Annotated in this window: 24 protein-coding genes; 11 read left to right on the forward strand and 13 right to left on the reverse strand. The window is 62.7% G+C overall.

Going from position 1 to position 22,501, the window contains the following annotated elements; translation table 11 throughout:
* From HP499_RS05760 to HP499_RS05775, 4 genes are all read right to left on the reverse strand, one after another.
* Positions 1-844 (reverse strand): amino acid ABC transporter permease (locus HP499_RS05760; RefSeq protein WP_172322942.1); only part of this gene is annotated, 844 nt, incomplete at its 3' end.
* The gene (locus HP499_RS05765; protein WP_172322943.1) at positions 841-1,491 is read right to left on the reverse strand and encodes an amino acid ABC transporter permease; all 651 of its coding nucleotides are present in this window, start codon (positions 1,489-1,491) and stop codon (positions 841-843) included. The genes HP499_RS05760 and HP499_RS05765, both read right to left, overlap by 4 nt.
* Before the next feature lie 92 nt (positions 1,492-1,583).
* Positions 1,584-2,459: a glutamate ABC transporter substrate-binding protein gene (locus HP499_RS05770; RefSeq protein WP_172322944.1), complete on the reverse strand. Its 876-nt coding sequence runs from the start codon at positions 2,457-2,459 to the stop codon at positions 1,584-1,586.
* A gap of 74 nt (positions 2,460-2,533) precedes the next feature.
* Positions 2,534-3,289 (reverse strand): amino acid ABC transporter ATP-binding protein, encoded by a 756-nt coding sequence (locus tag HP499_RS05775; RefSeq protein WP_026539964.1) that lies wholly within the window; start codon positions 3,287-3,289, stop codon positions 2,534-2,536.
* A 163-nt stretch (positions 3,290-3,452) separates the two neighbouring features.
* Between HP499_RS05775 and HP499_RS05780 the strand changes: the two genes are divergently transcribed.
* The 4 genes from HP499_RS05780 to HP499_RS05795 all read left to right on the forward strand — a co-directional run bounded on the left by HP499_RS05780 (position 3,453) and on the right by HP499_RS05795 (position 6,341).
* Positions 3,453-4,292 (forward strand): TIGR00730 family Rossman fold protein, encoded by an 840-nt coding sequence (locus HP499_RS05780; protein ID WP_172322945.1) that lies wholly within the window; start codon positions 3,453-3,455, stop codon positions 4,290-4,292.
* Positions 4,293-4,318: 26 nt separating this feature from the next.
* Positions 4,319-4,651, forward strand: coding sequence for a DivIVA domain-containing protein (locus HP499_RS05785; RefSeq protein ID WP_172322946.1), 333 nt, complete (start codon positions 4,319-4,321; stop codon positions 4,649-4,651).
* Between the two features lie 65 nt (positions 4,652-4,716).
* Positions 4,717-5,946, forward strand: coding sequence for a hypothetical protein (locus HP499_RS05790; protein ID WP_253951425.1), 1,230 nt, complete (start codon positions 4,717-4,719; stop codon positions 5,944-5,946).
* A 227-nt stretch (positions 5,947-6,173) separates the two neighbouring features.
* Positions 6,174-6,341: a DUF3117 domain-containing protein gene (locus HP499_RS05795; protein WP_064721643.1), complete on the forward strand. Its 168-nt coding sequence runs from the start codon at positions 6,174-6,176 to the stop codon at positions 6,339-6,341.
* 76 nt (positions 6,342-6,417) lie between these two features.
* On the opposite strand, the gene HP499_RS05800 is transcribed toward HP499_RS05795, so the two are convergent.
* The gene (locus HP499_RS05800) at positions 6,418-7,050 is read right to left on the reverse strand and encodes an O-methyltransferase (RefSeq protein WP_172322947.1); all 633 of its coding nucleotides are present in this window, start codon (positions 7,048-7,050) and stop codon (positions 6,418-6,420) included.
* A gap of 239 nt (positions 7,051-7,289) precedes the next feature.
* Here HP499_RS05800 and sigE point away from each other — a divergent pair, with 239 nt between their 5' ends.
* Genes sigE through HP499_RS05815 form a run of 3 tightly spaced genes read left to right on the forward strand, consistent with a single transcriptional unit; the run spans position 7,290 to position 9,271 of the window.
* Positions 7,290-7,913, forward strand: a complete 624-nt coding sequence (gene sigE / locus HP499_RS05805; RefSeq protein ID WP_172322948.1) for an RNA polymerase sigma factor SigE — start codon at positions 7,290-7,292, stop codon at positions 7,911-7,913.
* A 7-nt stretch (positions 7,914-7,920) separates the two neighbouring features.
* Positions 7,921-8,835 carry a hypothetical protein gene (locus tag HP499_RS05810; RefSeq protein ID WP_253951426.1) on the forward strand — a complete coding sequence of 305 codons (915 nt, stop codon included), beginning with the start codon at positions 7,921-7,923 and terminating at the stop codon, positions 8,833-8,835.
* 31 nt (positions 8,836-8,866) lie between these two features.
* The gene (locus tag HP499_RS05815) at positions 8,867-9,271 is read left to right on the forward strand and encodes a Sec-independent protein translocase TatB (RefSeq protein WP_172322949.1); all 405 of its coding nucleotides are present in this window, start codon (positions 8,867-8,869) and stop codon (positions 9,269-9,271) included.
* A gap of 34 nt (positions 9,272-9,305) precedes the next feature.
* Here the strand turns inward: HP499_RS05815 and HP499_RS05820 are convergent, their stop codons facing one another.
* Genes HP499_RS05820 through HP499_RS05830 form a run of 3 tightly spaced genes read right to left on the reverse strand, consistent with a single transcriptional unit; the run spans position 9,306 to position 12,433 of the window.
* On the reverse strand, positions 9,306-10,433 hold the full coding sequence (locus HP499_RS05820; protein ID WP_172322950.1) for an Mrp/NBP35 family ATP-binding protein: 1,128 nt from the start codon (positions 10,431-10,433) through the stop codon (positions 9,306-9,308).
* A 4-nt stretch (positions 10,434-10,437) separates the two neighbouring features.
* A complete protein-coding gene (locus HP499_RS05825; RefSeq protein ID WP_172322951.1) occupies positions 10,438-11,169 on the reverse strand; it encodes a DUF1003 domain-containing protein in 732 nt (243 codons plus the stop codon).
* Positions 11,150-12,433: a magnesium transporter MgtE N-terminal domain-containing protein gene (locus tag HP499_RS05830; protein WP_026539974.1), complete on the reverse strand. Its 1,284-nt coding sequence runs from the start codon at positions 12,431-12,433 to the stop codon at positions 11,150-11,152. Before HP499_RS05830 ends, HP499_RS05825 begins: the two co-directional genes overlap by 20 nt.
* A 76-nt stretch (positions 12,434-12,509) precedes the next feature.
* Between HP499_RS05830 and HP499_RS05835 the strand changes: the two genes are divergently transcribed.
* The gene (locus HP499_RS05835; protein WP_172322952.1) at positions 12,510-13,358 is read left to right on the forward strand and encodes a general stress protein; all 849 of its coding nucleotides are present in this window, start codon (positions 12,510-12,512) and stop codon (positions 13,356-13,358) included.
* A 76-nt stretch (positions 13,359-13,434) separates the two neighbouring features.
* On the opposite strand, the gene HP499_RS05840 is transcribed toward HP499_RS05835, so the two are convergent.
* Positions 13,435-15,018, reverse strand: coding sequence for an aminopeptidase P N-terminal domain-containing protein (locus HP499_RS05840; RefSeq protein WP_172322953.1), 1,584 nt, complete (start codon positions 15,016-15,018; stop codon positions 13,435-13,437).
* An 80-nt stretch (positions 15,019-15,098) separates the two neighbouring features.
* Between HP499_RS05840 and HP499_RS05845 the strand changes: the two genes are divergently transcribed.
* A complete protein-coding gene (locus tag HP499_RS05845; protein ID WP_172322954.1) occupies positions 15,099-15,944 on the forward strand; it encodes a PHP domain-containing protein in 846 nt (281 codons plus the stop codon).
* The gene (locus HP499_RS05850; protein WP_172322955.1) at positions 15,944-16,552 is read left to right on the forward strand and encodes a MarC family protein; all 609 of its coding nucleotides are present in this window, start codon (positions 15,944-15,946) and stop codon (positions 16,550-16,552) included. Before HP499_RS05845 ends, HP499_RS05850 begins: the two co-directional genes overlap by 1 nt.
* Before the next feature lie 19 nt (positions 16,553-16,571).
* On the opposite strand, the gene HP499_RS05855 is transcribed toward HP499_RS05850, so the two are convergent.
* The 4 genes from HP499_RS05855 to HP499_RS05870 form a co-directional block, all read right to left on the reverse strand.
* Positions 16,572-17,450 carry a site-specific DNA-methyltransferase gene (locus HP499_RS05855; protein ID WP_172322956.1) on the reverse strand — a complete coding sequence of 293 codons (879 nt, stop codon included), beginning with the start codon at positions 17,448-17,450 and terminating at the stop codon, positions 16,572-16,574.
* A gap of 8 nt (positions 17,451-17,458) precedes the next feature.
* Positions 17,459-19,174 (reverse strand): DEAD/DEAH box helicase, encoded by a 1,716-nt coding sequence (locus tag HP499_RS05860; RefSeq protein WP_172322957.1) that lies wholly within the window; start codon positions 19,172-19,174, stop codon positions 17,459-17,461.
* A 277-nt stretch (positions 19,175-19,451) separates the two neighbouring features.
* The gene (locus HP499_RS05865; RefSeq protein WP_172322958.1) at positions 19,452-20,939 is read right to left on the reverse strand and encodes an RNB domain-containing ribonuclease; all 1,488 of its coding nucleotides are present in this window, start codon (positions 20,937-20,939) and stop codon (positions 19,452-19,454) included.
* A 111-nt stretch (positions 20,940-21,050) separates the two neighbouring features.
* Positions 21,051-22,001 carry a TM2 domain-containing protein gene (locus HP499_RS05870; protein ID WP_172322959.1) on the reverse strand — a complete coding sequence of 317 codons (951 nt, stop codon included), beginning with the start codon at positions 21,999-22,001 and terminating at the stop codon, positions 21,051-21,053.
* Positions 22,002-22,155: 154 nt separating this feature from the next.
* Here HP499_RS05870 and HP499_RS05875 point away from each other — a divergent pair.
* Positions 22,156-22,501, forward strand: a 346-nt coding sequence (locus HP499_RS05875; protein ID WP_216659775.1) for a ferritin-like fold-containing protein, incomplete at its 3' end; no start/stop codon positions are given.

Below are 22,501 nucleotides of genomic sequence, written 5' to 3' on the forward strand. Positions count from 1 at the left end.
CGCCCACCACGAGCCCGGTCCGGAGACTGGGCGGGGCCATGCCGCCGGCGGCTTTCTTGGAGCCGCGGCGCTCGATCATGATCGCAATCCGTGACACCGTCAGGTTGATCAGGATGTAGATCGCAGCACCCACGAAGAACGCAGGGAACAGGAAGTCCGGGCCCAGGAAGTCGGCCATGATCTGGATCTTCCGGAGGAGTTCCTCGTAACCGACGATGTAGCCGAGCGAGGTGTCCTTGAGCAGAACCACCAGCTGGGCAACCAATGACGGAAGCATCCGGCGAACGGCCTGGGGGAACTCGATGGACATCCGTGACTGGAAGCTGCGGAGGCCGATAGCCAGACCGGCCTCGCGTTGCCCCTTGGGCAGGGACTGGATGCCTGCACGGAGGATCTCGGCGAAGATGGCGGCGTTGTAGAGAACCAAGCCAACAACCACGGCCTGGAACTGTCCCGTGGCGAAGACCAGCAGGACGAACAACATCATGAGGACCACGGGCATGCCGCGGAGGAACTCAAGCACCACCTGGGTAGGAATGCGGACCCAGGGAATCAGCGAGATCCTCAGCAGGCAGAGCGCAATGCCCAAGGGGAACGCGATGATTGCTGCCACTGCGGCTGCAGCCAGCGTCGAAAGGATGCCTTGGCCGATCAGGTTCCAGACATCCGGTGCCATGGGGCCGTAGAAGATTTCCCAACGGTCGGCATCGAAAATGCCCTGCTGTGCCAGTGTGGTCACGGCAATGGCAAGGACGCCGAGGATGATCAGGATTCCGGCTGCGGATCCCAGGAGAGAGTACAGGCGGGCTTTGGGCCCGGGGACGTCGTACAGGACCGAGGTCATCGGGCAATCGCCACCTTTCGTTCAACAAAGTGCGCCAGCAGGCCCAGGGGCACCGTGATCAGGAGGTAGAAGAACGCCACCCCGAGCAGGATCCAAAGGACTTGGTCACCGTAGTCGTTGGAGAGCTGGCGGCCGTAGCCGAAAAGCTCGAGGACGAAGAACGCGCCGGCCACCGAAGAGTTCTTGACCAACGCGATCAGGATGTTGATCAACGGGGGTATGACGGTACGGACGGCTTGGGGCAGGACAATGAAGCCCAGGACCTGGGTAAAGGTCATGCCGATACTGCGGGCAGCTTCTGCTTGGCCCACGGGCACGCTGTTGACACCTGAACGGACTGCTTCGGCGATGAAGGCTGCCGTGTAGCTGCTCAGCGCGATGATGGCGGCGACTTCGAATTGCTCGAATTTGACGCCCAGCCGGGGGAGAACGATGGCTGCGAAGAAGAAGATGATGGTCAAGGGGGTGTTACGTGCGACTTCAACATAGAACATGCTGAAACCGCGGAGTGCAGCCACGGGGGAAACCCTCATGGCCGCCAGGAGTGTGCCGACGATGAGGGCAATGATTCCTGAAATTACGGAGAGATAGAGGGTTCGGAGAAATCCGTCCCAGTATTCGGGGAGGCTTGCTATGACGGCGTCCATGGCTTCCTTTGGCTGCAGCTAATCAGGGAACAGGGTCCTGGAGTCGTCAACTGCCGCCGCCCGTCCGGGCGGCGGCAGTCAACGGATCCCGACTAGTAGCGGTTGATCGCAGGAAGTTCAGGAGTGGTCTTGATGACCTTGCCGGCAGTGGCTTCCCAAGCCTTCTTGTAATCGCCGTCCTTCTGGAAGGCCTCGAGCTGGTCGTTGATCCAGTTGCGGAAGACGGTGTCGTCCTTCTTCAGGCCGATGCCGTAAGGCTCCTTGGTGAAGGTTTCATCCGAAGCGAGCTTGAAGGCGTCCGGTTCCTTGTCGACGTAGCCGGCGAGGATCACGTTGTCCGTGGTGACAGCAACTACCTGCTTGTTGCGCAGCGGCTCCAGGCAAGCGGTGTAGGTTGCAGCGGGAACAACTTCGGCGCCGTACTTCTCGGCGATGGTCTTGGCGGGGGTGGACCCGGTGACGGAACAGACCTTCTTGCCCTTGACATCTTCAGGCTTGGTGATGGAGTTGTCGTCCTTGTTCACCAGCAGCGCCTGGCCTGCTTCGTAGTAAGGTCCGGCGAAGGCGACCTTTTCCTTGCGGGCGTCGTTGATGGTGTAGGTGGCGATGACCAAGTCAACGCGGCCCTGCTCGATGAACGATTCGCGGTTCTGGGAGACGGTTTCCACCCATTCGATCTTGTCGGCGGGAATGCCCAGCTTGGCGGCGATTGCCTTGCCCATTTCGACGTCGAAACCGACAGGCTTGCCATCCAGGCCCTTCTGGCCGAACAGGGGCTGGTCAAACTTGGTGCCGATGGTGATCTTCTGCGCCTTGTTCAGCTTCTCCATCGTGGTGCCGGCTTCGAAGCTGGCCGAAGCAACAGGGGTGGTGGTGGTGCTGCCGCCGCCGCATGCGCTCAGTGACAGGGCGAGGGCTGCGGAAGCGGCCACCAGGAGTGACTTCCTCCGGGTAATGAAAGCCTTCATGACATTCCTTTCATAGATTGGCCGTCTTACGGCCTGGGTGCGGTCTTTACGGCCTGGGTACGGGCGGTAAAGAGCTAGTGGGTCAAAAGCTTGGACAGGAAGTCCTTGGCTCGGGTGCTCTTCGGGTTGGTGAAGAATTCCTCGGGAGTAGCGTCTTCCACGATCTGGCCGTCAGCCATGAACACCACGCGGTCGGCAGCCTTGCGGGCAAAGCCCATCTCGTGGGTAACCACGATCATGGTCATGCCTTCTTTGGCCAACTGGATCATGACGTCAAGGACTTCGTTGATCATTTCGGGGTCCAACGCGGATGTCGGCTCGTCGAACAACATGACCTTGGGCTTCATGGCAAGAGCGCGTGCGATGGCCACGCGCTGCTGCTGGCCGCCGGAGAGCTGGGCAGGAAGCTTGGGGGCCTGGTGTCCCACCCCAACGCGCTCCAGGAGAGCCATGGCTTCCTTATCGGCCGTACCCTTGGCCACACCCTTGACCTTGATGGGACCCAACGTGACGTTCTCAAGAATCGTCTTGTGGGCGAACAGGTTGAAGGACTGGAAGACCATTCCGACGTCGGCACGCAGGTGCGCGAGATCCTTGCCTTCTTCGGGAAGCTTCTTCCCGTCGATGGCGATGTCACCGTCGTCGATGGTTTCCAAACGGTTGATGGCACGGCACAGCGTGGACTTACCGGAACCGGAGGGTCCAATTACCACTACCACTTCACCCTTCTTGACCTGAAGGTTGATGTCCTTGAGGACGTGGAGTTGACCGTAATGCTTGTTGACGCCGTTCAGGGAGACGAGGGCATCGCCGGACGCTTGAGTAGTCATACGACGAATCTAGCGAACAAAGAAGCAAATATGACCACGGTCACGGCAACTTCTCCAAGATCGTGACTGAACAGAAACCTGCCCCACAGCGATATACCAGACTGCAATGCAACAACCGAGTCGCAGCAATGGAGCAGGCAGCTCTAAGCGCTAGCCTTGGGCAATGAGCATCAGCCAGCACCCAGTACCCCACCCGGATGCCAACGGCCAGGTCAGGGCCGCCCATGTGCCCCTGCCCTCGGAGATTGCACCGGCCAAGCACAAAGGCTCCTTGGAGCTGCGCCGCAAACAAGCGGACACGGGGATGTCGGACCAACATTTGCTGGATACGAGCGGCGCCGGGCAATTCATCCACACCGACCCCTGGCGAGTCCTGAGAATCCAAAGTGAATTCGTTGAGGGCTTCGGAGCGCTTGCGGACCTGGGCCCGGCCGTCAGTGTGTTCGGCTCCGCTCGGACAAAGCCGGGGACCGAGTACTACGAGATGGCTGTGGACGTGGGACGCAAGCTCGCTGAAGCGGGCGTAGCTGTGATCACCGGCGGTGGTCCCGGCTCCATGGAAGCAGCCAACAAGGGCGCTGTGGAAGGCAACGGCGTCTCCGTGGGCCTGGGCATCGAACTTCCTTTCGAGCAGGGACTCAACCAATGGGTGGACCTGGGCATCAACTTCCGGTACTTTTTCGCCCGTAAGACGATGTTCGTCAAGTACGCCCAGGGCTTCGTGGTCCTGCCTGGCGGCCTCGGCACTTTGGATGAGCTTTTCGAAGCCATGGTGCTGGTACAGACCCGCAAGGTGACCTCGTTCCCGATCGTTCTCCTGGGGGTCGGATTCTGGGGGCCCATGATCGAGTGGATCCGCGAGACCTTGGTTGCGGAGGGCATGGTGTCGGAAAAGGACCTGGATCTGATCCAACTGGTGGATGACCCCGCGGACGCCGTCCACCGCGTTTTGCACGGTGCGCCGCTCCCGCCCACTCCCAACGGAAACCAGCGCCCGGAATAGTCCTCCCTTTCTGGCACGATGGACCTGTGAGCTTTTTCCTGGTGTTTCTCGCGATTGTCCTCGTTGGCGCTGTGCTGTACCTCGGAGCCGGGATTGTCCGGGGACGCTCCATTGGCGCCGGCCTTGATGACCCCGTACCGAACCTGCCTCCGGTGGTACTGCCGGCCCAGGCCAAGCCGTCCGACGTCGATTCCCTGCGCTTCGGCCTCGGGCTGAGGGGATACCGCATGGACCAGGTTGACCAGGTCCTTGATGACCTCCGGGACCAGCTACAGGCCAAGGACCGCGAGATCGAACGACTCATCACACTGGCACAGCCACGACTTGAGGATGGCGAAACCGGCCGGATCAAGCCGTGAGTCCACAGAGCCGGAGCAATACCGGTCAAGGGCCCACTGAACGGATTTCGCGCTCTGCATCAGCCATGACCGCAAGGATGGCAGCGTGGCCGTGGTGGCTCCAGGTTTCCTTGGTTTTCGTGATGGCCAGGCTGGTCAGCGCCTGCATCTTCATGGCCGCCGCCATCCACCAGGGCACCAACCCGTGGTTCCCGCCTGCACCGGACTACTGGAATTTCATCACCATCTGGGACGGGCGCTGGTACCAGGAGGCGGCAGAGAAAGGCTATCCTGCAGTTCTTCCCGTGGATGCCAACGGTGTGGTCAAGGAAAACGCCTGGGCCTTCTACGCACTGTTCCCCCTCCTGGGCAGGGGCTTATCTGCCATGACCGGGATGGGGACGCTGCCCGCCCTCACGGCCATCGCGATGCTGGCAGGCCTCGGGGCGGCCCTGGTCATTTACCTGCTGTTCCGGGAGTTCGCGGGCCGGCGAACCGCCATGTGGGGCGTCATCTTCGTCTCCACCTTCCCGGTGTCTCCCATCCTCCAGGTTCCGTACGCGGAGTCCCTGAACCTGCTGTTGCTGGCTGCGTCACTGTTACTGGTGGTCAGGCGTCACTATCTGGCCGCCATTCCCGTGGTGCTCCTGATGTGTCTGTCCAGGCCCACCGGAGTGCCGTTTGCCGCCATGGTGGGCTTGCTGTTCCTGTACCGGGTATGGCAACGGTTCCGGCAAGCGCCAACAACGCTGCCGGCGGATGGTTCGGCAGGGGTTTCCGGCAGGGCAACGGAGACGACGTCCACGCGCAGCCTGGTATCACTGGCTGTCCTCGTGTTCGCCACTGGGCTCGCCGCCCTGGCATGGCCCGCCATTGCCTGGGCCGTCACAGGGGACCCGGCAGCCTACACCCGGACTGAAACGGCCTGGCGTGGTCATGACCTGGTCCCCTTCAAGCCGTGGTTCGATACCGGCCGGATGTTGTTCGGGCCGGTGCTGGGAGTACTGGCGCCCTTTGTTTTCGCCGGCGTCTTTGTCCTGGTGATGGTGTCCAAACCGGTCCGGGCCATCGGACCGGAGCTGCGGCTGTGGTGTGCGTGCTACATGGGCTACCTGCTGGTTTTCCTGCACCCCCAGACCAGCACGTTCCGTATGCTCCTGCCGCTGTTCCCCTTGGCGCTCGGAGCAGCCCTGCTATCCAAATCCAAGGCATACCGGGGAACCGTAGTTGCCATGTTCATCCTGCTGCAGATTGTCTGGGTGGTATGGCTGTGGGCATGGGCCCAACTGCCCGGTGGAGGCGACTATCCGCCCTGACGTGCAGCTTTGCCGGGGAATGGCAATATATACAAAGCCCGGACAAATGGCGCGCTGATTCGCTACGGACGGGTAAGTACGGGATAATGGTCTACGAGCAAGGACAAAGCACCTAACAGTGCCCGGCCAAGGCGGCCTCCCAAGCGTTGCCGCCGGCTGCAATTGCGATGCGGATCCAGCCCGGCCGGGTTGGGCGTGACTTGGGACAAATGGAGGGGATTTTCCTAATGGCGGCGATGAAACCACGTACTGGCGACGGCCCGATGGAAGTTACCAAAGAGGGACGCAGCCTGATCATGCGTGTGCCGCTCGAAGGCGGGGGACGGCTTGTGGTCGAACTCAATGCCGCTGAAGCGGAGAACCTCAAGGAATGCCTCGTAGGCGTGACCGAATAGATCTACCAAGCAGGGCCCGGCTGAGCCGGGGCCCTGCTTTTTGGTTTAAGGGCCGCTCACAAGGAAAGCAGTGGCCCTACCTCTTGACGGCCACCAGCAGTCCATCGCCGGTAGGCAGCATTGCCGAAGCCAGCCGGTCGTCGTCGCGGATTGCCTTGCCAATCTGGCGCAGCACCACAGTGGTTGAATCGCGTGCTGCCGGATTGGCTACGCGGTCCTTGTCCAAGGCGTCGTTGATCACCAGGGTGCCGCCGGTCTTGAGGAGGCGGATGGCCTGTTCCACGTACTTGGGGAAGTTCGGCTTGTCGGCGTCAATGAAGACGAGGTCATAGGCGGAGTCCGTCAATCGTGGAAGGACGTCTGCGGCCCGGCCGGAAATGGTGCGGGTGCGGTTGGCAGGGCTGCCGGATTCAAGGAATGCTTCCCTGGCTGCTTTGAGGTGTTCGACATCTACGTCGATGGTGGTGAGGACTGCGTGGGGGCTCAAACCCCGGAGCAGGCAAACGCCGGACACTCCGGCTCCGGAACCGACCTCAACCACTGTTTGCGCCTTGGACGCGGCGGCGAGGACCGTCAGTACGGCACCCACGCCAGGGCTGATGGGGGTGACTCCCAGCTCGAAAGACCGTTCCCGGGCGCGCAACAAGACGTCATCCTCAGCAGGCAGATCTTCTGCATAGGACCAGCTGCTTGACTTGTCGGCACTCATGAAGGGGTTCGCTTTCCGCGGGTAGGGGTGTTTGTACCAAGACTACTGTGTAAGCACCGCGAAACCCGCTGTTGGGTGGCCGTCCGGCGGCTGTGTCCGGAGGCTCTTTCTGCCCAGCGGGAAAAACCCCATGCCAGTCAGGAAATTCCCAGACAACCTTGGGATGATAATGCTCCGGTCACCCATGAGGCGGCCGGCGCCGAGCGACTCGGCGAACCACAGTTTGAGGGGAGTGGACGATGCCGGCATCGCATGCTGCGCCAGTCCAGACATCGGAAAGCATTGAGGGCGTTGCCGACTGGGTCATGCCCAGCTGGGAGGAAGTGGTTGCCAACCACTCCGCCAAGGTATACCGCCTGGCTTATCGCTTGACCGGCAACAAGTTCGACGCCGAGGACCTCACCCAGGAGGTCTTCGTCAGGGTGTTCCGTTCGCTGGAAAACTTCAAGCCGGGAACACTTGACGGCTGGTTGCACCGCATCACCACCAACCTGTTCCTGGACCAGGCCCGGCGAAAGAGCAGGATCCGCTTCGATGCCCTCGCCGAGGATGCCGAGTCCCGCTTGCCCGGCCGCGAACCCGGCCCGGAGCAGAGCTTCGAACACAACAATCTCGACCTGGACGTCCAGCGTGCGCTGGAAGAACTGCCGCCTGACTTCCGCGCCGCCGTCGTGCTGTGCGATCTCGAAGGCCTCTCCTATGACGAGGTTGCGGAGGCGCTTGGCGTCAAGCTAGGGACCGTCAGGTCCCGCATCCACCGCGGCAGGACCATGCTCCGGGAGAAGCTCGCCCACCGCGATCCCCGTCCGACAGAGGCCCGCAAGCCGCGCCTGAAAATGCCGCGCATAGCCAGCATCCTTTAGGACGTCGATGCCTCGACACCCTCTTCGTCCGGGATCGTTGTCCCGGCGCAAACTGGCTGCCCTGCGCCATTCGCGCAGCCCGGATCACGTTCATCAATGCATCGACTGCCGCAATGCCCTTAACCGGGAACGGCAGTACCTTGAACGACTCCGGGGTGCTTCCGTGCCCGAGGCCAGCCAGGACCTTGCCGCGCGGCTGATTCAGCACACCGAGCGGCTTGCCAACGAGCCTGTCCCGCCCTTGGACGCCAAGCCTTCGCCCGGAGGCATGCGCCGCGGACTTCGCCTCGCGGGCGTCGCAGCGGGCACGTTGGCCGTCAGTGCCGGTGCCCTGGGGGTGTCCGCCTATGTCGTGGCCGGGGACGATGTCCAGCAGCTACAGGCCGGAAGCAGCGACGTCGGTGCTCTTGCCGGAGCGTGGACAGGAAGTCCGGTGGAAAGCATGATGGCCCCGATGTTCCGGGCCGGCAGCACAGTCAGTTTGAGTGCTGCCCAATTGGACGCGCTGCGGGAAGACGGGTGGGCTTGCCCGGAACTTGCAGGAATGGGCTTCACAGTGGTTTCAGCCCACAGCACCATGTATAACGGGCACCCGGCCGTGGAGATGAGGCTGAAGAGCAACGGTCACTACGCCACTATCGTGGAAGAGCACCTGCCGGCCGATCAGTCCGGTCACGGAGCAACGACGTCGGCGCGGCTTTCTGTCACGCAGGGGAGCCCGTGGAAGGCCGTGTACACCATGCCGGCAGCAGTGATCAGCTACACCTCGGACCTGCCTGCCGAGACTGCGGATGACGCAGTGCCGGAGATCGTCCGGGCCGGCGAATCCATGGGGTCCGTCCCACCGGACGACCGAACCGAGGACTGGTCCGCAAGGCTGCTGCGCGGGCTCCAGACCCTTCTCCGTCCCGCCGGTTTATGAGCGACACCACAGACAAGGTAATCTTCGTAGCGTGTTTGGAATCAACGGCCCGGAGTTCATACTCCTTCTGATTATCGGCGTACTCGTCATCGGTCCCAGCCGTTTGCCCGAATACACGCAAAAGCTCGCCAATCTGGTCAAGGAAGTCCGGCGAATGGCTTCCGGTGCCCGTGAGCAAATCAAGGAAGAAGTCGGCATCGATATCGATGAAGTCGACTGGAAGAAATACGATCCCCGCCAGTACGATCCCCGGCGCATCATCAAGGATGCACTGTTGGATGACGATACCAAGCCCGTGAGCGCCGGAGCCCCTGCCGTCGCTGCAACCGCTGCTGCCGCCACCGCATCAGTGGAGACCAAGCCGAAGGCCCCCACCCGGGTCATCGAGCGGCTGGCTGAGGGCGAAGCCGCCCCTTTCGATTCCGAAGCAACCTGATCGGAAAGACGCTGCCGCAGGCAACGGTGGAGCGCTAACGGGGTTCGATTCCCAACGACAACCCTGACAACCCGCGGGGCCGCGATGCCAGGGCCGAGGCCACCTCTTGCATGGCCTTCGCTGCGGCTGTTTCCGGTGCTGCCAGAACCACGGGCTTCCCGGCGTCGCCGCCTTCCCGTAGCCGGATATCCAGCGGAATCTGCCCCAGCAAGGGAACGTCGCTGCCAACGGCAGCGCTCAGACGCTCAGCCAGGATGGCACCACCGCCACTTCCGAACAATTCCATCCTGCCGCCGTCGGGCATGTCCAGGAACGACATATTCTCGATCACGCCAGCCACTTTCTGGCCGGTTTGCGTGGCGATGGTTCCCGCGCGTTCGGCGACGTCGGCGGCAGCAGCCTGGGGCGTGGTCACTACCAGGATCTCGGCATTGGGCAAGAGCTGTGCTACCGAAATGGCGATGTCGCCCGTCCCTGGTGGAAGGTCCAGGAACAACGCGTCAAGGTCCCCGAAATAGACGTCGGTGAGGAATTGTTCCAGTGCCCTGTGCAGCATGGGACCGCGCCAGGCCACCGGCTGGTTGCCCGCCACGAACATCCCGATGGAGATGACCTTCACTCCGTAGGCCACCGGTGGAAGGATCATGTCATCTACCTGTGTGGGCTTTTGGGTGATGCCCATCAGGGCCGGCACCGAGAAGCCGTGGACATCGGCGTCGACAATTCCCACCCGGAGACCCTGGGCCGCCAACGCGCAGGCCAGGTTGACCGTGACGGAGGACTTGCCCACGCCGCCCTTTCCGCTGGCCACGGCGTACACCTTGGTGAGGGAGCCCGGCTTGGTGAAGGGTATGCCGCGCTGGCCGCCCGGACCGCGCAGCTGTTCCTTGAGGGCCTCGCGCTGGGCAGGAGTCATGACTTTCAATTCCACGTCCACGGCGCTGACGCCCTCCACTTGCGACAAAGCGGCAGTGGCATCCTGGGTGATGGTCTCCCGAAGGGGGCAGCCCGCAATGGTCAACAGGACGGCTACGTGGACCGTCCCGGCGTCGTCGGAGGATACCGATTCCACCATCCCGAGCTCCGTGATGGGGCGGCGGAGCTCGGGATCGATGACGGTTGCCAGGGCAGCATTCAACGCCTCGGCAGATGGGGTGATCATAGGGTCAGGCCCGGCTTTCAGGGGTTTCAGGCGACGGTTTTGCAGTGGAGTGCTGCGGTCCTGTGGCGCGCGGCTGGCGGACCTTGGGGATCTGCTGGGTGCGGGGACCGCGCGACTTGTCACGTTTGTCTTTGAGCTTCTCTTTGACCTTCTCGCCCGGCGAATCCGTACCATCGGCCGCGGCATCATTTTCCCGGAGCTCCTCCTGGGCATCGATGATGTCCTCCAGCAGGCTCCTCAGCTCGGCGCGGACGTAGTCACGGGTTGCAACTTCACGCAGGGCGATGCGAAGTGACGCCAGTTCCCGGGTCAGGTACTCGGTATCGGACAGGTTCCGTTCGGCACGCTGGCGATCCTGCTGGAGGGAGACCCGGTCCCGGTCATCCTGCCGGTTCTGGGCAAGAAGAAGCAGGGGAGCGGCGTAGGAGGCCTGGAGTGACAACATCAGCGTCAGCAGGGTGAAGCCCAGCTCCATCCTGTCGAACTGCCAAGCCGTGGGCGCGAACGTGTTCCAGACGAGCCAGAAGACGCAAAAGACCGTCATGTAGACAAGGAAGGTCGGCGTCCCCATGAAACGGGCGAAGCCCTCCGTCGCGTTGCCGAACGCGTCGGGGTTGGGGGAGAACTTGGGCAGGATCCGTTGGCGGCCGCTCAGGGGAGTGTCCAGGCTGCTGCTGGAGCGTCCTGACGACTTGGGGGATCGGGTGGCGTTGTTATCAGCCAATGCGGCCTCCAAGTTTCCTTATAGGGGCGTCGTCCTCGTGAGCGCGCCAGTCATCCGGTAACAGGTGATCCAGCACGTCATCAACAGTCACCGCCCCCACGAGGCGGCCGTCATCGTCAACGACTGGAAGGGAATTGAGGTTGTACGTGGCCAGGGTCCGTGCGACTTCGCTGATGTGGGCCTGGTCCGAAAGCGGTTCAAGGTTTTTGTCCACCAGGTTGCCCAGCGGTTCCGGGGGCGGGAAGCGCAAAAGCTGCTGGATGTGCACTACGCCCAGGAAACGGCCCGTGGGGGTCTCCAGCGGCGGACGTGCAATGAAGATGGAGGAGGCCAACGCCGGGGAAAGTTCTTCGCGGCGGACATGGGCCAATGCTTCGGCCACGGTGGCTTCCGGAGGGAGAATGACCGGCACAGGGGTCATCAAACCGCCGGCGGTGTCTTCGTCATACTCCAAGAGCCGGCGGACGTCTTCTGCTTCCTGCGGTTCCATGAGCTGAAGCAGTTCCTCGGCCTGGGCGGACGGAAGCTCGGCCAGGAGGTCGGCGGCGTCGTCGGGGTCCATCTCTTCCAGGACGTCGGCGGCACGCTCAACATCCAGCGCGGAAAGGATCTCCACTTGATCGTCTTCCGGGAGTTCCTGGAGGACGTCTGCGAGGCGCTCGTCCTGGAGTTCGCTGGCCACTTCGAACCGGCGCTTGTCGCTCATCTCCTGGAGGGCCTCGGCGAAGTCTGCGGGCTTGAGGTCCTCGTGGGTCGCAACAAACTGGGTTGCAGCCTGCGGCTCGTTGTGGGCCCCGGTCTGGGCGTCGGCCCAGTCAATGATCAGCGTTTCGTTCCGGCGGAGCCTGCTCAAGGGAGACAAGGAATGGCCGCGGCGCACGAAGAGCTTGCTGACGAACCAGTCCTTGGACCGGTGCTGGTCCATGGCGATGTCCTCGATGGTGGCGTCGCCGGAACCATCCGCGAGGGTAACCCGGCGGTCAAACATCTCGGCGACCACCAGTGTTTCTGCGCCCCGTTGCTCGAAGCGGCGCAGATTGACCAGGCCGGTGCAGATGATCTGTGTCTGGTCGATGGAAGTAATGCGCGTCATGGGGACGAAGACACGCTTCTTTCCCGGTACCTCCACCACGATGCCCACAACGTGCGGAGCGCCGCGGGTCCCGCGGGAGAGCACCACGACGTCGCGCAGGCGGCCCAGACGATCGCCCAGGGGGTCGAAGACGTCCAAGCCGAGCAGGCGCGCGACAAAGACGCGGGAAGGATGTGTGCTCATGTTTACAGGCTACCGAGTCTGCTCTCTTTTAGCTGAATTCCAGCCTGTTCACATGTCCATGAGACACAATGGGGCTATGTCAAACATTTTTGGTGGTCCCAAAGCCGTTGAGGAATCCCGCACCGTCCCCCAGGGTGACACTGTGGGCTCATACACCTCGTATTTGGACGCCCAGAAGGCGGTGGATTACCTTGCGGACCAGCAGTTCCCGGTGCAGTTGGTGTCGATCGTGGGCAACGACCTCAAAATGGTTGAACGGGTGACCGGTCGCCTCAGCTACCCCCGGGTGGCCCTGTCCGGCGCCTTGAGCGGCATGTGGTTCGGTCTTTTCGTGGGTGTGATGCTGTCCTTCTTCACCCCGGCGGGCGGTCCGTTCTCCATCATCACCTCCGTGCTGATGGGTGCCGCCTTCTTCATGCTGTTCGGAATCGTCACCTACGCCATGCAGCGCGGCAAGCGTGACTTCACCTCCACCAGCCAGGTAGTGGCCACCAATTACGACGTCATTGTGGCCGTGGAAGCGGCCCACGAGGCCCGACGGCTGCTCCAGCAACTGCCCATGAACCCCTCACAGGCGGCTACCGTGCAGCCCTCGCATTACAACCCCCAGAACACCCCGCTGCAGCAACCAGGACAGGCGCCCGAGAGGCCTTCCACCTGGAACGATCCCTACGGCCAGCGTGGTCCGGAGTCCACCGCTGGCGCTCCGCAGGGACAGAACCCGCCGGCAGCGACACCGGCCCCTGCCCAGCAGCCCGTGCAGAACCCGACGCCCGCAGCCGTCCGCTACCCGGACCTCCCTGATGGTCGTCCGCAGTACGGAGTCCGGGTCTCTGAAGGGCAGAACACACCCCAGAACACGCCGCAGAACGCGCCCCGGGAGGACGGACAGGAGTCCGGGCCCGAAGGTTCCGCCAAGCAGTAACGGGAAACGCAGACCAAAAAGGAGGCCACCGGATCGATCTCCGGTGGCCTTCCTTTTGCATGTACAGCAGTGCTGCTTAGCCCTGGGCTTCCTGGTAGATGCCTGCCATCCAGGACTCGACGTCGTCGGCCTTGCGGGGCAGGGCGGCGCTGAGGTTGACAGGGCCGTCGGCCGTCATGAGGATGTCATCTTCGATCCGGACTCCGATTCCACGGTATTCCTCGGGAATGGCGAGGTCCTCGTTCTTGAAGTACAGGCCGGGTTCGATCGTGAAGACCATTCCCTCGGTGAGGACCCCGTCCAGGTAGAGTTCGCGCTTGGCCTGGGCGCAGTCGTGGACGTCAAGGCCAAGGTGGTGGCTGGTGCCATGCGGCATCCACCGGCGGTGCTGCTGGCCCTCCGGGCTGATGGCTTCTTCCACGGAAACGGGGAGCAGGCCCCAATCAGCCAGGCGTTCGGCCAGGACGGTGGTGGCAGCGGTGTGGATGTCGCGGAACTTCACGCCTGGTTGGGCAGCTGCGAATCCGGCATCAGCGGCGTCCAGGACGGCCTCGTAGATCTTGCGCTGGACATCGGAGAACGTGCCGGTGGCAGGCAACGTTCGCGTGACATCGGCCGTGTACAGGGAATCAGCTTCCACGCCTGCGTCCAGGAGCAGCAGTTCGCCGGCGTTGACGGTTCCGGAGTTGCGGTTCCAGTGCAGGACCGTGGCGTTGTTGCCGGACGCCGCAATGGTGTCATAGCCGAGCTCGTTGCCTTCTTCACGGGCACGGGCAAAGAACGCACCTTCAACAACACGTTCGCCGCGCTTGTGGGTCAGGGCACGCGGAAGGGCGCGGACAACATCGGCGAAGCCCTCCACCGTTGCCGCGACGGCAATCTTCATCTGCTCGATTTCCCAGTCATCCTTGATCAAGCGCAGCTCGGAGAGTGCTTCGCTGAGCTTCTCATCCAAGGCGTCGAGTTCGCCGAGGTCCAGGTTTTCGGGGTCTTTGGCCGTGTTGTAGCGGGCGGTGTCCACCAAGGCGTCAATGTTCTCGTCCACCTTGCGGACCAAACGGATCGAGATGCCGCCGATTTCCGGGGCGCCCACGTTCTTGGTGATGGCCATTTCCAGCTCGGAGATGTGTGCGGTGGGCAAGCCCAGCCGTGCTTGAAACTCAGCCAGCGTGGGTCGCGCACCGATCCAGAACTCGCCTGCACGGGAGTCCGCATAGAACTGCTCTGTATCGCGGCCGGCCAGCGGACGGAAGTACAGCGTGGCAGTGTGGTGACCGCCGTCGTCGCCCTTTCCTTCAGCCACCGGTTCCAGGATGAGGACGGCGTCGGGCTCGTGGTCCAGGCCCAAACCAGTCAGGTGGGCGAACCCGGAGTGGGGACGGAAACGGTAGTCGCAGTCGTTGGAGCGGACCTTCAACGGACCGGCGGGGATAACAAGCCGTTCGCCTTTGAACAGTTCGGAGACGGTACGACGGCGGCGCGCAGCATGGTCTGCAACGGCGTCACGCGCAGGGGTCACCTGCGGGGCGGGCGCCCAGTTGCTGGCCATGAATGCCTTGAAGGCATCGGACGTGGGCCTCTGTGAGCGGTTGTTGACGCGCTCCTGCAGGGGCTGGGAATTTGAGGAGTCCAGGTTTTGGGTGTTTTCGGCATCGTTCACCGTTACATCGTCCCACCAGTTCGTTGAGGAGGCCAACGGCGCAACCGGCCAAGGAGCCCCGCATCGCCTAGGCTGGGAAAGTGAGGATAGACCTGCATGCGCACTCCAACGTTTCCGACGGAACCGAGACACCCGCGGGGGTGATCATTTCCGCTGTGGCGGCGGGCCTGGACGTGGTGGCTTTGACCGATCACGATTCCACTGATGGCTGGGAGCCGGCAGCAGCGGCAGCCCGTGAACACGGCATTGCTTTTGTTCCCGGGATGGAAATTTCCTGCCGGACCGAGCAGGGCATCAGCGTGCACTTGTTGAGCTACCTGCATGATCCCGCGCACGCGGGCCTCCTGGAAGAAATCACCAAGTCCAAGGACGCCCGGCTGACCCGTGCCGAGCACATGGTCACCTTGTTATCGGAGGATTATCCCCTGACGTGGGACGACGTCATCCATCACGTTGCGCCGGGCGCCACCGTGGGCCGCCCCCACATCGCCGACGCCCTGGTGGCTGCCGGTGTTGTCGCGGATCGAACCGAAGCCTTCACCTCCATCCTTACCTCCCACTCGCGGTACTTCGTGCAGCACTATGCGCCCAACCCGGCGGTCGCCGTCGAGCTCGTCCGTGCTGCGGGCGGCGTTCCTGTTTTTGCCCATCCGGTGGCGTCATCACGGGGAAGAATCGTGGGGGAGCGGACCTACCTGGACATGATTGACGCCGGGCTGCTGGGCGTTGAAGTTGACCACCGGGACAACCCGGAGGACGGGCGGGCATTCCTGCGGACGCTGGCGGCCGAGCATGGCCTGCTCATGACAGGGTCTTCCGACTACCACGGTGCGGGCAAGCCGAACCTGTTGGGCGAGAACACCACCTCGCCCGCTGTGTTGGCCAGGATTGAGGAGTTGGCGACGGGCAGCACGGTGGTTCGTTAATGGATTTGCAGCTGCTCGCCTCGGTGATCGTCACCTTGTTCGTGATCATGGACCCGCCTGGTACCGTCCCGATCTTCATGTCCTTGACGGCCCAGATGGCGGCCAAGGACCGGAACCGCTCCGCTTTCCAAGCACTGCTGGTGGCCACCGGCGTCATTGTGGTGTTCGCCATCTTTGGCCAGTCCATCCTCAATTACATGCATATCTCGCTGGCGGCCTTGCAGGGCGCGGGTGGCCTGCTGCTGGTCCTTATTGCCCTGCAACTGCTGACCGGTTCCACCAGCGGCGAGGAAAATGCGGGCAAGTACAAGAATGTGGCGTTCGTTCCGTTGGGGACCCCGCTCATGGCTGGACCTGGTGCGATCGTTGCCGTGATGGTCTTCGTTCAGCAGTCCAGCCAGCTGTCCGAGTACTTGGCCGTGGGGCTGGGGATTGCCGTGGTGCTGGGCTCGTTGTACCTGGCGATGCGCTTCGCGGGCGTGGTGCAGCGTGTGCTGGGCGAAAACGGCGTGGAGCTTGTCACCCGGATTGCCGGTCTGCTTTTGTCGGCCATTGCCGTGCAGATGATTGCGGACTCCGTGACGGCCTTCGTGAAGGGCGTCGCCTGAGCACCCCTGGCAGTGCGGGCTAGAGGCTGGTTGGCTGGATCTCGTGGAACACGGCCTTGCTGCCCAGGCGTTTCCGCATGACCTCGATGGCTTGTTCGTTCTGATCCACACACACAAAGTTGCGGCCCAGCTTCGCTGCAACGGCTCCCAAGGTCCCTGATCCGGCGAAGAAGTCCAGGCACCAGTCACCCTCGCGGCTGGAGGCAGAAACGATCCTGCGTACCAGGCCTTCAGGTTTCTGGGTTGGGTAGCCGGTCTTCTCACGTCCCGTGGGGGAGACGATGGTGTGCCACCAAACGTCAGTTGGCAGCTTGCCGAGTTCGCGCTTGGCGGGGGTCACCAGGCCGGGGGCCATGTAGGGTTCGCGGTCCACCTCGGCGTTGTCGAAGTGGTACTTGGCGGGGTTCTTCACGTACACCAGGATGTTGTCGTGCTTGGTGGGCCAGCGGTTCTTGGCCCGGGCGCCGTAGTCGTACGCCCAGATGATCTCGTTGAGGAAACACTCCCTGCCGAAGATGGCGTCGAGCATCACCTTGGCGTAGTGCACTTCGCGGTAGTCCAGGTGCAGGTACAGGGTGCCGTCGTCGGACAACAGCCGCCAGGCCTCGACCAGTTTGGGTTCCAGGAAGGACCAGTAGTCGCTGAAGGCGTCGTCGTAACTGTGCAGGGCGCCCTTGATGGTGTCGTAGGAGCGGCCCTTGAAGCCAACGCGGTCGCCGTCGCCGTCCGCGTTGCGGACCATGCGGGTTTCCTGGCGGCGCTGTACCCGGCCCGTGTTGAAGGGCGGGTCCACATAGATGAGTGTGAAGGCGCCGTCCGGCAGCGTAGGGAGGAATTCCGCGTTGTCCGCGTGCACCACCAAATTGCCGCCGTCCGGCGCCCAAACAGTTTCAGTCATTGAGGTTTTTAGGCCTCGGCGCTGCCGGACTGGGCAGCTGCCGTTTCACCGGAAACCACTTCGCCGTTGCGGCGGCGCGTGCGCGTACGACGCGTCCGGGCAGGCTTCTCTGAGCTGTCCGCCGTGGCCGTGCGTGTTTCAGAAGCACCGGCAGCGGGAGCTGCTTCGGCATCGGAGGTACGACGGCGGCGCGTACGGTTGCGTCCACCCTCGCCCTTGGATTCGCTGGAGTCCGAGTCGTTGGACTTGGCTTGCCGTCCGCGTCCGCCGTCACGGCCGCCGTCGCGTCCGCCATCGCGGCCACGGCCGCCGTCGCGGTTTGACCCTGAACGGGCGTTCTTCTTGCCGGTCTCGCCGAGGTCCTCCAGGACCTCCGCGTCGACGCCGGCGAGGACACGCTTGTTGCGGGGCAGGCGGCCCTTGGTTCCCTCGGGAATGTCGAGGTCGCTGTAAAGGTGCGGTGAGGACGAGTACGTCTCAACGGGTTCGGGAACGCTGAGCCCCAGTGCCTTGTTGATCAGGCCCCAGCGAGGCATGTCGTCCCAGTCCACAAACGTAACTGCGGTGCCCTTGTTACCGGCGCGGCCGGTGCGGCCTACGCGGTGCAGGTAGATCTTTTCGTCCTCCACGCACTGGTAGTTGATGACGTGGGTGACGTCATCAACATCGATGCCGCGGGCGGCAACGTCCGTGGCCACCAGGACATCGACCTTGTTGTTGCGGAAGGCACGGAGGGCCTGCTCGCGGGCACCTTGGCCGAGGTCGCCATGGATGGCTGCCGCAGCAAAACCGCGGTCAACAAGTTCCTCGGCCACCTTGGCAGCGGTGCGCTTGGTCTTGGTGAAGATGATGGTCCGGCCACGTCCGCGGGCCTGGAGGATACGGGCCACAACCTCGGTCTTGTCCATGCTGTGCGCACGGTAAATGAGCTGGCGGATGTCGCGCTTGGTGAGGCCTTCATCGTTCGGGTCGGCGGCGCGGATGTGGGTTGGCTGCGTCATGTAGCGGCGCGCCATCGCGATCACCGGGCCCGGCATCGTCGCCGAGAAGAGCAGCGTCTGCCGAACGGCGGGGGTACCGGCGATCAGGGTCTCGACGTCCGGGAGGAAGCCAAGGTCCAGCATTTCGTCAGCCTCGTCAAGAATCACCATCTTGACGTTCTTCAAGCTCAAATGCTTCTGCTTGTAGAGGTCGATCAAACGACCCGGGGTGCCGACCACGATTTCGACGCCCTTCTGCAGGGCATCGATCTGGGGCTCGTAGGCACGGCCGCCGTAGATGGTGGCAATGCGGGCGTTGCGTTTGCGTGAGGCGGTCTGGAGATCGTTGGCGACCTGCACCGCGAGCTCGCGCGTGGGGACGATTACCAAAGCCTGGGGTGCACCCGGGACGGCCAGCTTTTCATAGCCGGCGTCGTCGCGGCCTGCAACACGCTGAAGGGCAGGGATGCCGAAGCCCAGCGTCTTGCCGGTACCGGTCTTGGCCTGTCCGATGATGTCGTGGCCGCTCAAGGCAACCGGCAAGGTCATTGCCTGGATGGGGAAGGGATGCGTGATGCCGGCGTCCGCCAGGGACTCAACAATGTCTGCGCGGACGTTGTAGTCGGCGAACGACTTCTCTTCGATCTCGTGGGGCGTCTCATCCGAGATGATCGTTTCCTCGGGTTCGATGGATTCGGTTCCGGTGGAGTCCGTCAGGACCTGGTGGGTATGCAATTCACTCACAGGGAGTTTCCTTATTCATTTGGGCATTGGCGCTGCATGCTCAACGGCGGCGGCGGAGCCGTACCGGAGCACGAACGGGCGCGCAAGCAAGTCCAGTGGAAGCCGATCGCGGGCTATCTAAGTACTGGCACTGGTGACCAGTTGGTACATCTCAAGATCGCGTAGGGGCGGGCTTGTTGAGTTCAAAAATTAACTGAATCAACGACCGGGCATCCATTACTACAGGCCCAGTCTATCCTCTGGGAGCCTTAAAGCCGGGATCACCGGTTTGCCGGCGTCATTGCTGAAGCTCGAACCTGATTTCCCGGCTGGCAATATCGGCCTTGACCAGGCGCACCCGCACCGTGGTTCCGGACTCCAGTTCGCCGTCACAGCGCGCGGTGACAGCCGGTTCCGCGATTTGGATGACTCCATAGGGGCCGCTTCCGTTGCCATTCCCATTGGATCTGGTGCCGTTGCTGTTTCCGTTGGAAGGCTTGGACCCCGAAATCACCACCGCATCGAATTCCCGGCCGACGTGATTGGCCACCAGTGCCGCTTCCACAGTGTCCAAGGCCGCACGTTCAAGCCGTCCGGCCATTTGGTCCGAGGCTGCCATGATCTCCGGCAAGGAGGGCAGTGCTTCGCGGGCCCAACGCGGTATGTCCTTGTTGTTGCTCAGGGCCTCGCAAATCACCAGGACAAATCTATCGATGAGTCGCCGCAACGGTGCTGTGGTGTGGGCGTAGGGAGCTCCAATGGCTGCCTGGATGACGGTGTCAGGCACTTCACCGTCAAAAGGCGTGTAGCCTGCACCCCGGAACAGTGTTCCGGCCGAGTGCAGGATGGCCAGTTGCCGGGGGTCGGAGGCATCCAAAGTCCTCAAGTATTCGCCGTAGGTGACGTGGCCGTCCCACGGTTTGCCCAAGGCGGCGGTCTGCCGTTTGAAGTGCTGGAGGGAACGTTCGTCCGGGGCGGGCATGGTGCGAAGGATGCCCACCTTTCCTTCGAGCATCAGTTGGGCGGCCGCCATCCCCGTCATCAGGGAGATCTGGGCGTTCCAGTCCTCCACCGGCAGGGAGGGAGCTGCGACGATTCTGTACCCGCCGCCGTCGGTCGCCTGCACGATTTCCTGTTCCGGCATGTTCAGGCTCGCGCCGCCACGCTGCCTTTCCAGTTCAACCCGTTTCAGTCCCACTTCCTTAAGGAGCTGCAGGACCGGAGGGGCCGTACCGTCGTCGATTTGCTGTTGGGCGCCCTTGTAACTCAGTTTCGCCCGGCTGCGGACTGCAGCCCGGGCGACGCTCACGGACATCACTTCAGCATCGGCGTTGAGGTCGAAGTCCCACACGAAGGCAGCACAGTCCTGGTCAGCCAGCAGGCTTCCGGCGTTTTCGCTGATGACCTCGGGGTGCAGTGGGATGCGGCCGTCGGGGGCATAGAAAGTCTGTCCGCGCTGCCGGGTCTCGTCATCGAGAGCCCCGCCCGGAGCTACGAAAGATGGCACATCGGCGATCGCATACAGGACCTTGTAACCCTCTCCTGCGCGATCAATGAACAGGGCCTGGTCCAGGTCTGTGGAGGTGGCAGGGTCAATGGTGACAAAAGGGACATCCCGCAGGTCTTGCTCCGGCAACCTGAGGTTTTCCACGGCCTGCTGAGCTTCCGCCACCGCCTCGGCCGGGTACGCAGAGGGGAGTTCCAACTCCGTCCTTAGGGCCGCAAGGGCTGCAGCGAGCTGGTCCGAGGAGTCGTCGACGTTGGGCGCTATCCGATGATGTGACACGAAAATCAGGTTAGCCCGAAAACGGCGGATAGTCTTCGCAGCCGCACGCAAAAGCCCGCTGCCACCAGGGGGCAACGGGCTCTTGGCACAGCTGTTTGACCTGGTAAGGACTTAGTCTGCCGGGGTCAGGGTAAAGCTGGCTGCTTTGTCACCAACGTCATTTTTGATGACCACTGTGGTGGGACCGTTTTTGATGTCGAAGGCGATGACGCCCTGCTGTATGTCTCCTGCGGCGACATCGCCGGAGAGAAGACCGCCCAGACCGTCGTCAAGGAAGATCCGGTCGCCTTCTTTGCCCTCAGCGTCGAAGGCGTCGAAGTTGCTGGGCGTGACGAAGCTGGAGCCGGCGGTGGTCTCCCAGGAAACCTCCAGCAGGAGGAACCCGCCGTTGAGCGGCTTCATGTAAGCCATTTCCGGGATTTCGGTGGTGTACCCGGTGTTAAGGATGGTGACGTTGACGGTGTTGCCCTCGGACACCGTGACCTCGAAGGAGTTGCCGTCACCGGCAGGGCCCTGTGACGGGGCCGGGGCTTCCTGCGAAGCCGACGGTGCGGCGGGGACGGGCTTGGCCTGTCCTTGGACCGCAGCGGCCACCAGTGTCAAAGACAACACAGTGGACACGATTCCAACAACCAAGCCGACGAGCCAGACAACGAGCGTGATGATCCACGCCTTCTTCTTATTTTCCGGATAGCCCTGCAGCGGGCGGCCTTCCCTGTCCCGCGCATTGCCGGTCAGCGTGATGATGAGGTCCACGATGGACCAGATGCCGAGCCCGCCCGCCGTGAGCAGCTTGGCAATGCCGGTGCCGATCTTGCCCAAGTAGAAGCGGTCGACACCGAGGCCACCCAGAAGCAAGGACAGGAGCCAGGTGACCATGAAGGACTTGGCGGGGGTGCCCGTGCCGGGTGCACCGTAAGGGCTGGAAGAGATCCCTGGCTGATACGGGGACGGCGGTCCGCCCTGATACTGGCCCTGGTTGCCGTAGCCACCTGATGCAGGCGGTACTGGGGGAGCTCCGTTCCCGTTGTCGGGCATGGGCGGGTAGCTGGGGTTACTCATGAATCATCCTTCAGGGAATGGGTGCGAGGAGGAGGACACACGGCCCGCAGGCAGGCCGGACGGTCAACTCACTTCCAGTAAGCCTAGTAGGACCCCCGTCTCTGCCGGCAAACCAACAGGGAGGCTCGTGGATAGCCAGGGATACTCTTGGACCATGGGCACTTCCCGGGACGTCGCAGATTCTGCGGGACAACTCGCGCCTGAACTGCTGGGCGCCATGGCTTACGGAGAATTGTCCGCTTTCGGCCGGCTTTCATCCGACTCCCGATTCGCTCCAACCCTCCACGACAGATCGGTGCTGGCCAAAATTGCGGTCGGAGCCTACGGAAACTTCGCGTTGTTGAGTGATCGGCTCACAGAGATGGGCCTCGATCCTGAAGAGGCCATGATGCCCTTCCAACGTTCCTTTGACCACTTCCATGAACGCACCAAACCCGCGGACTGGTTCGAATCCGTGATGAAGGCCTACGTCATCGACACCGTCTCCTCGGACTTCTACC

Source organism: Paenarthrobacter sp. CM16, assembly GCF_013179505.1.
Classification (GTDB): Bacteria; Actinomycetota; Actinomycetes; order Actinomycetales; family Micrococcaceae; genus Arthrobacter.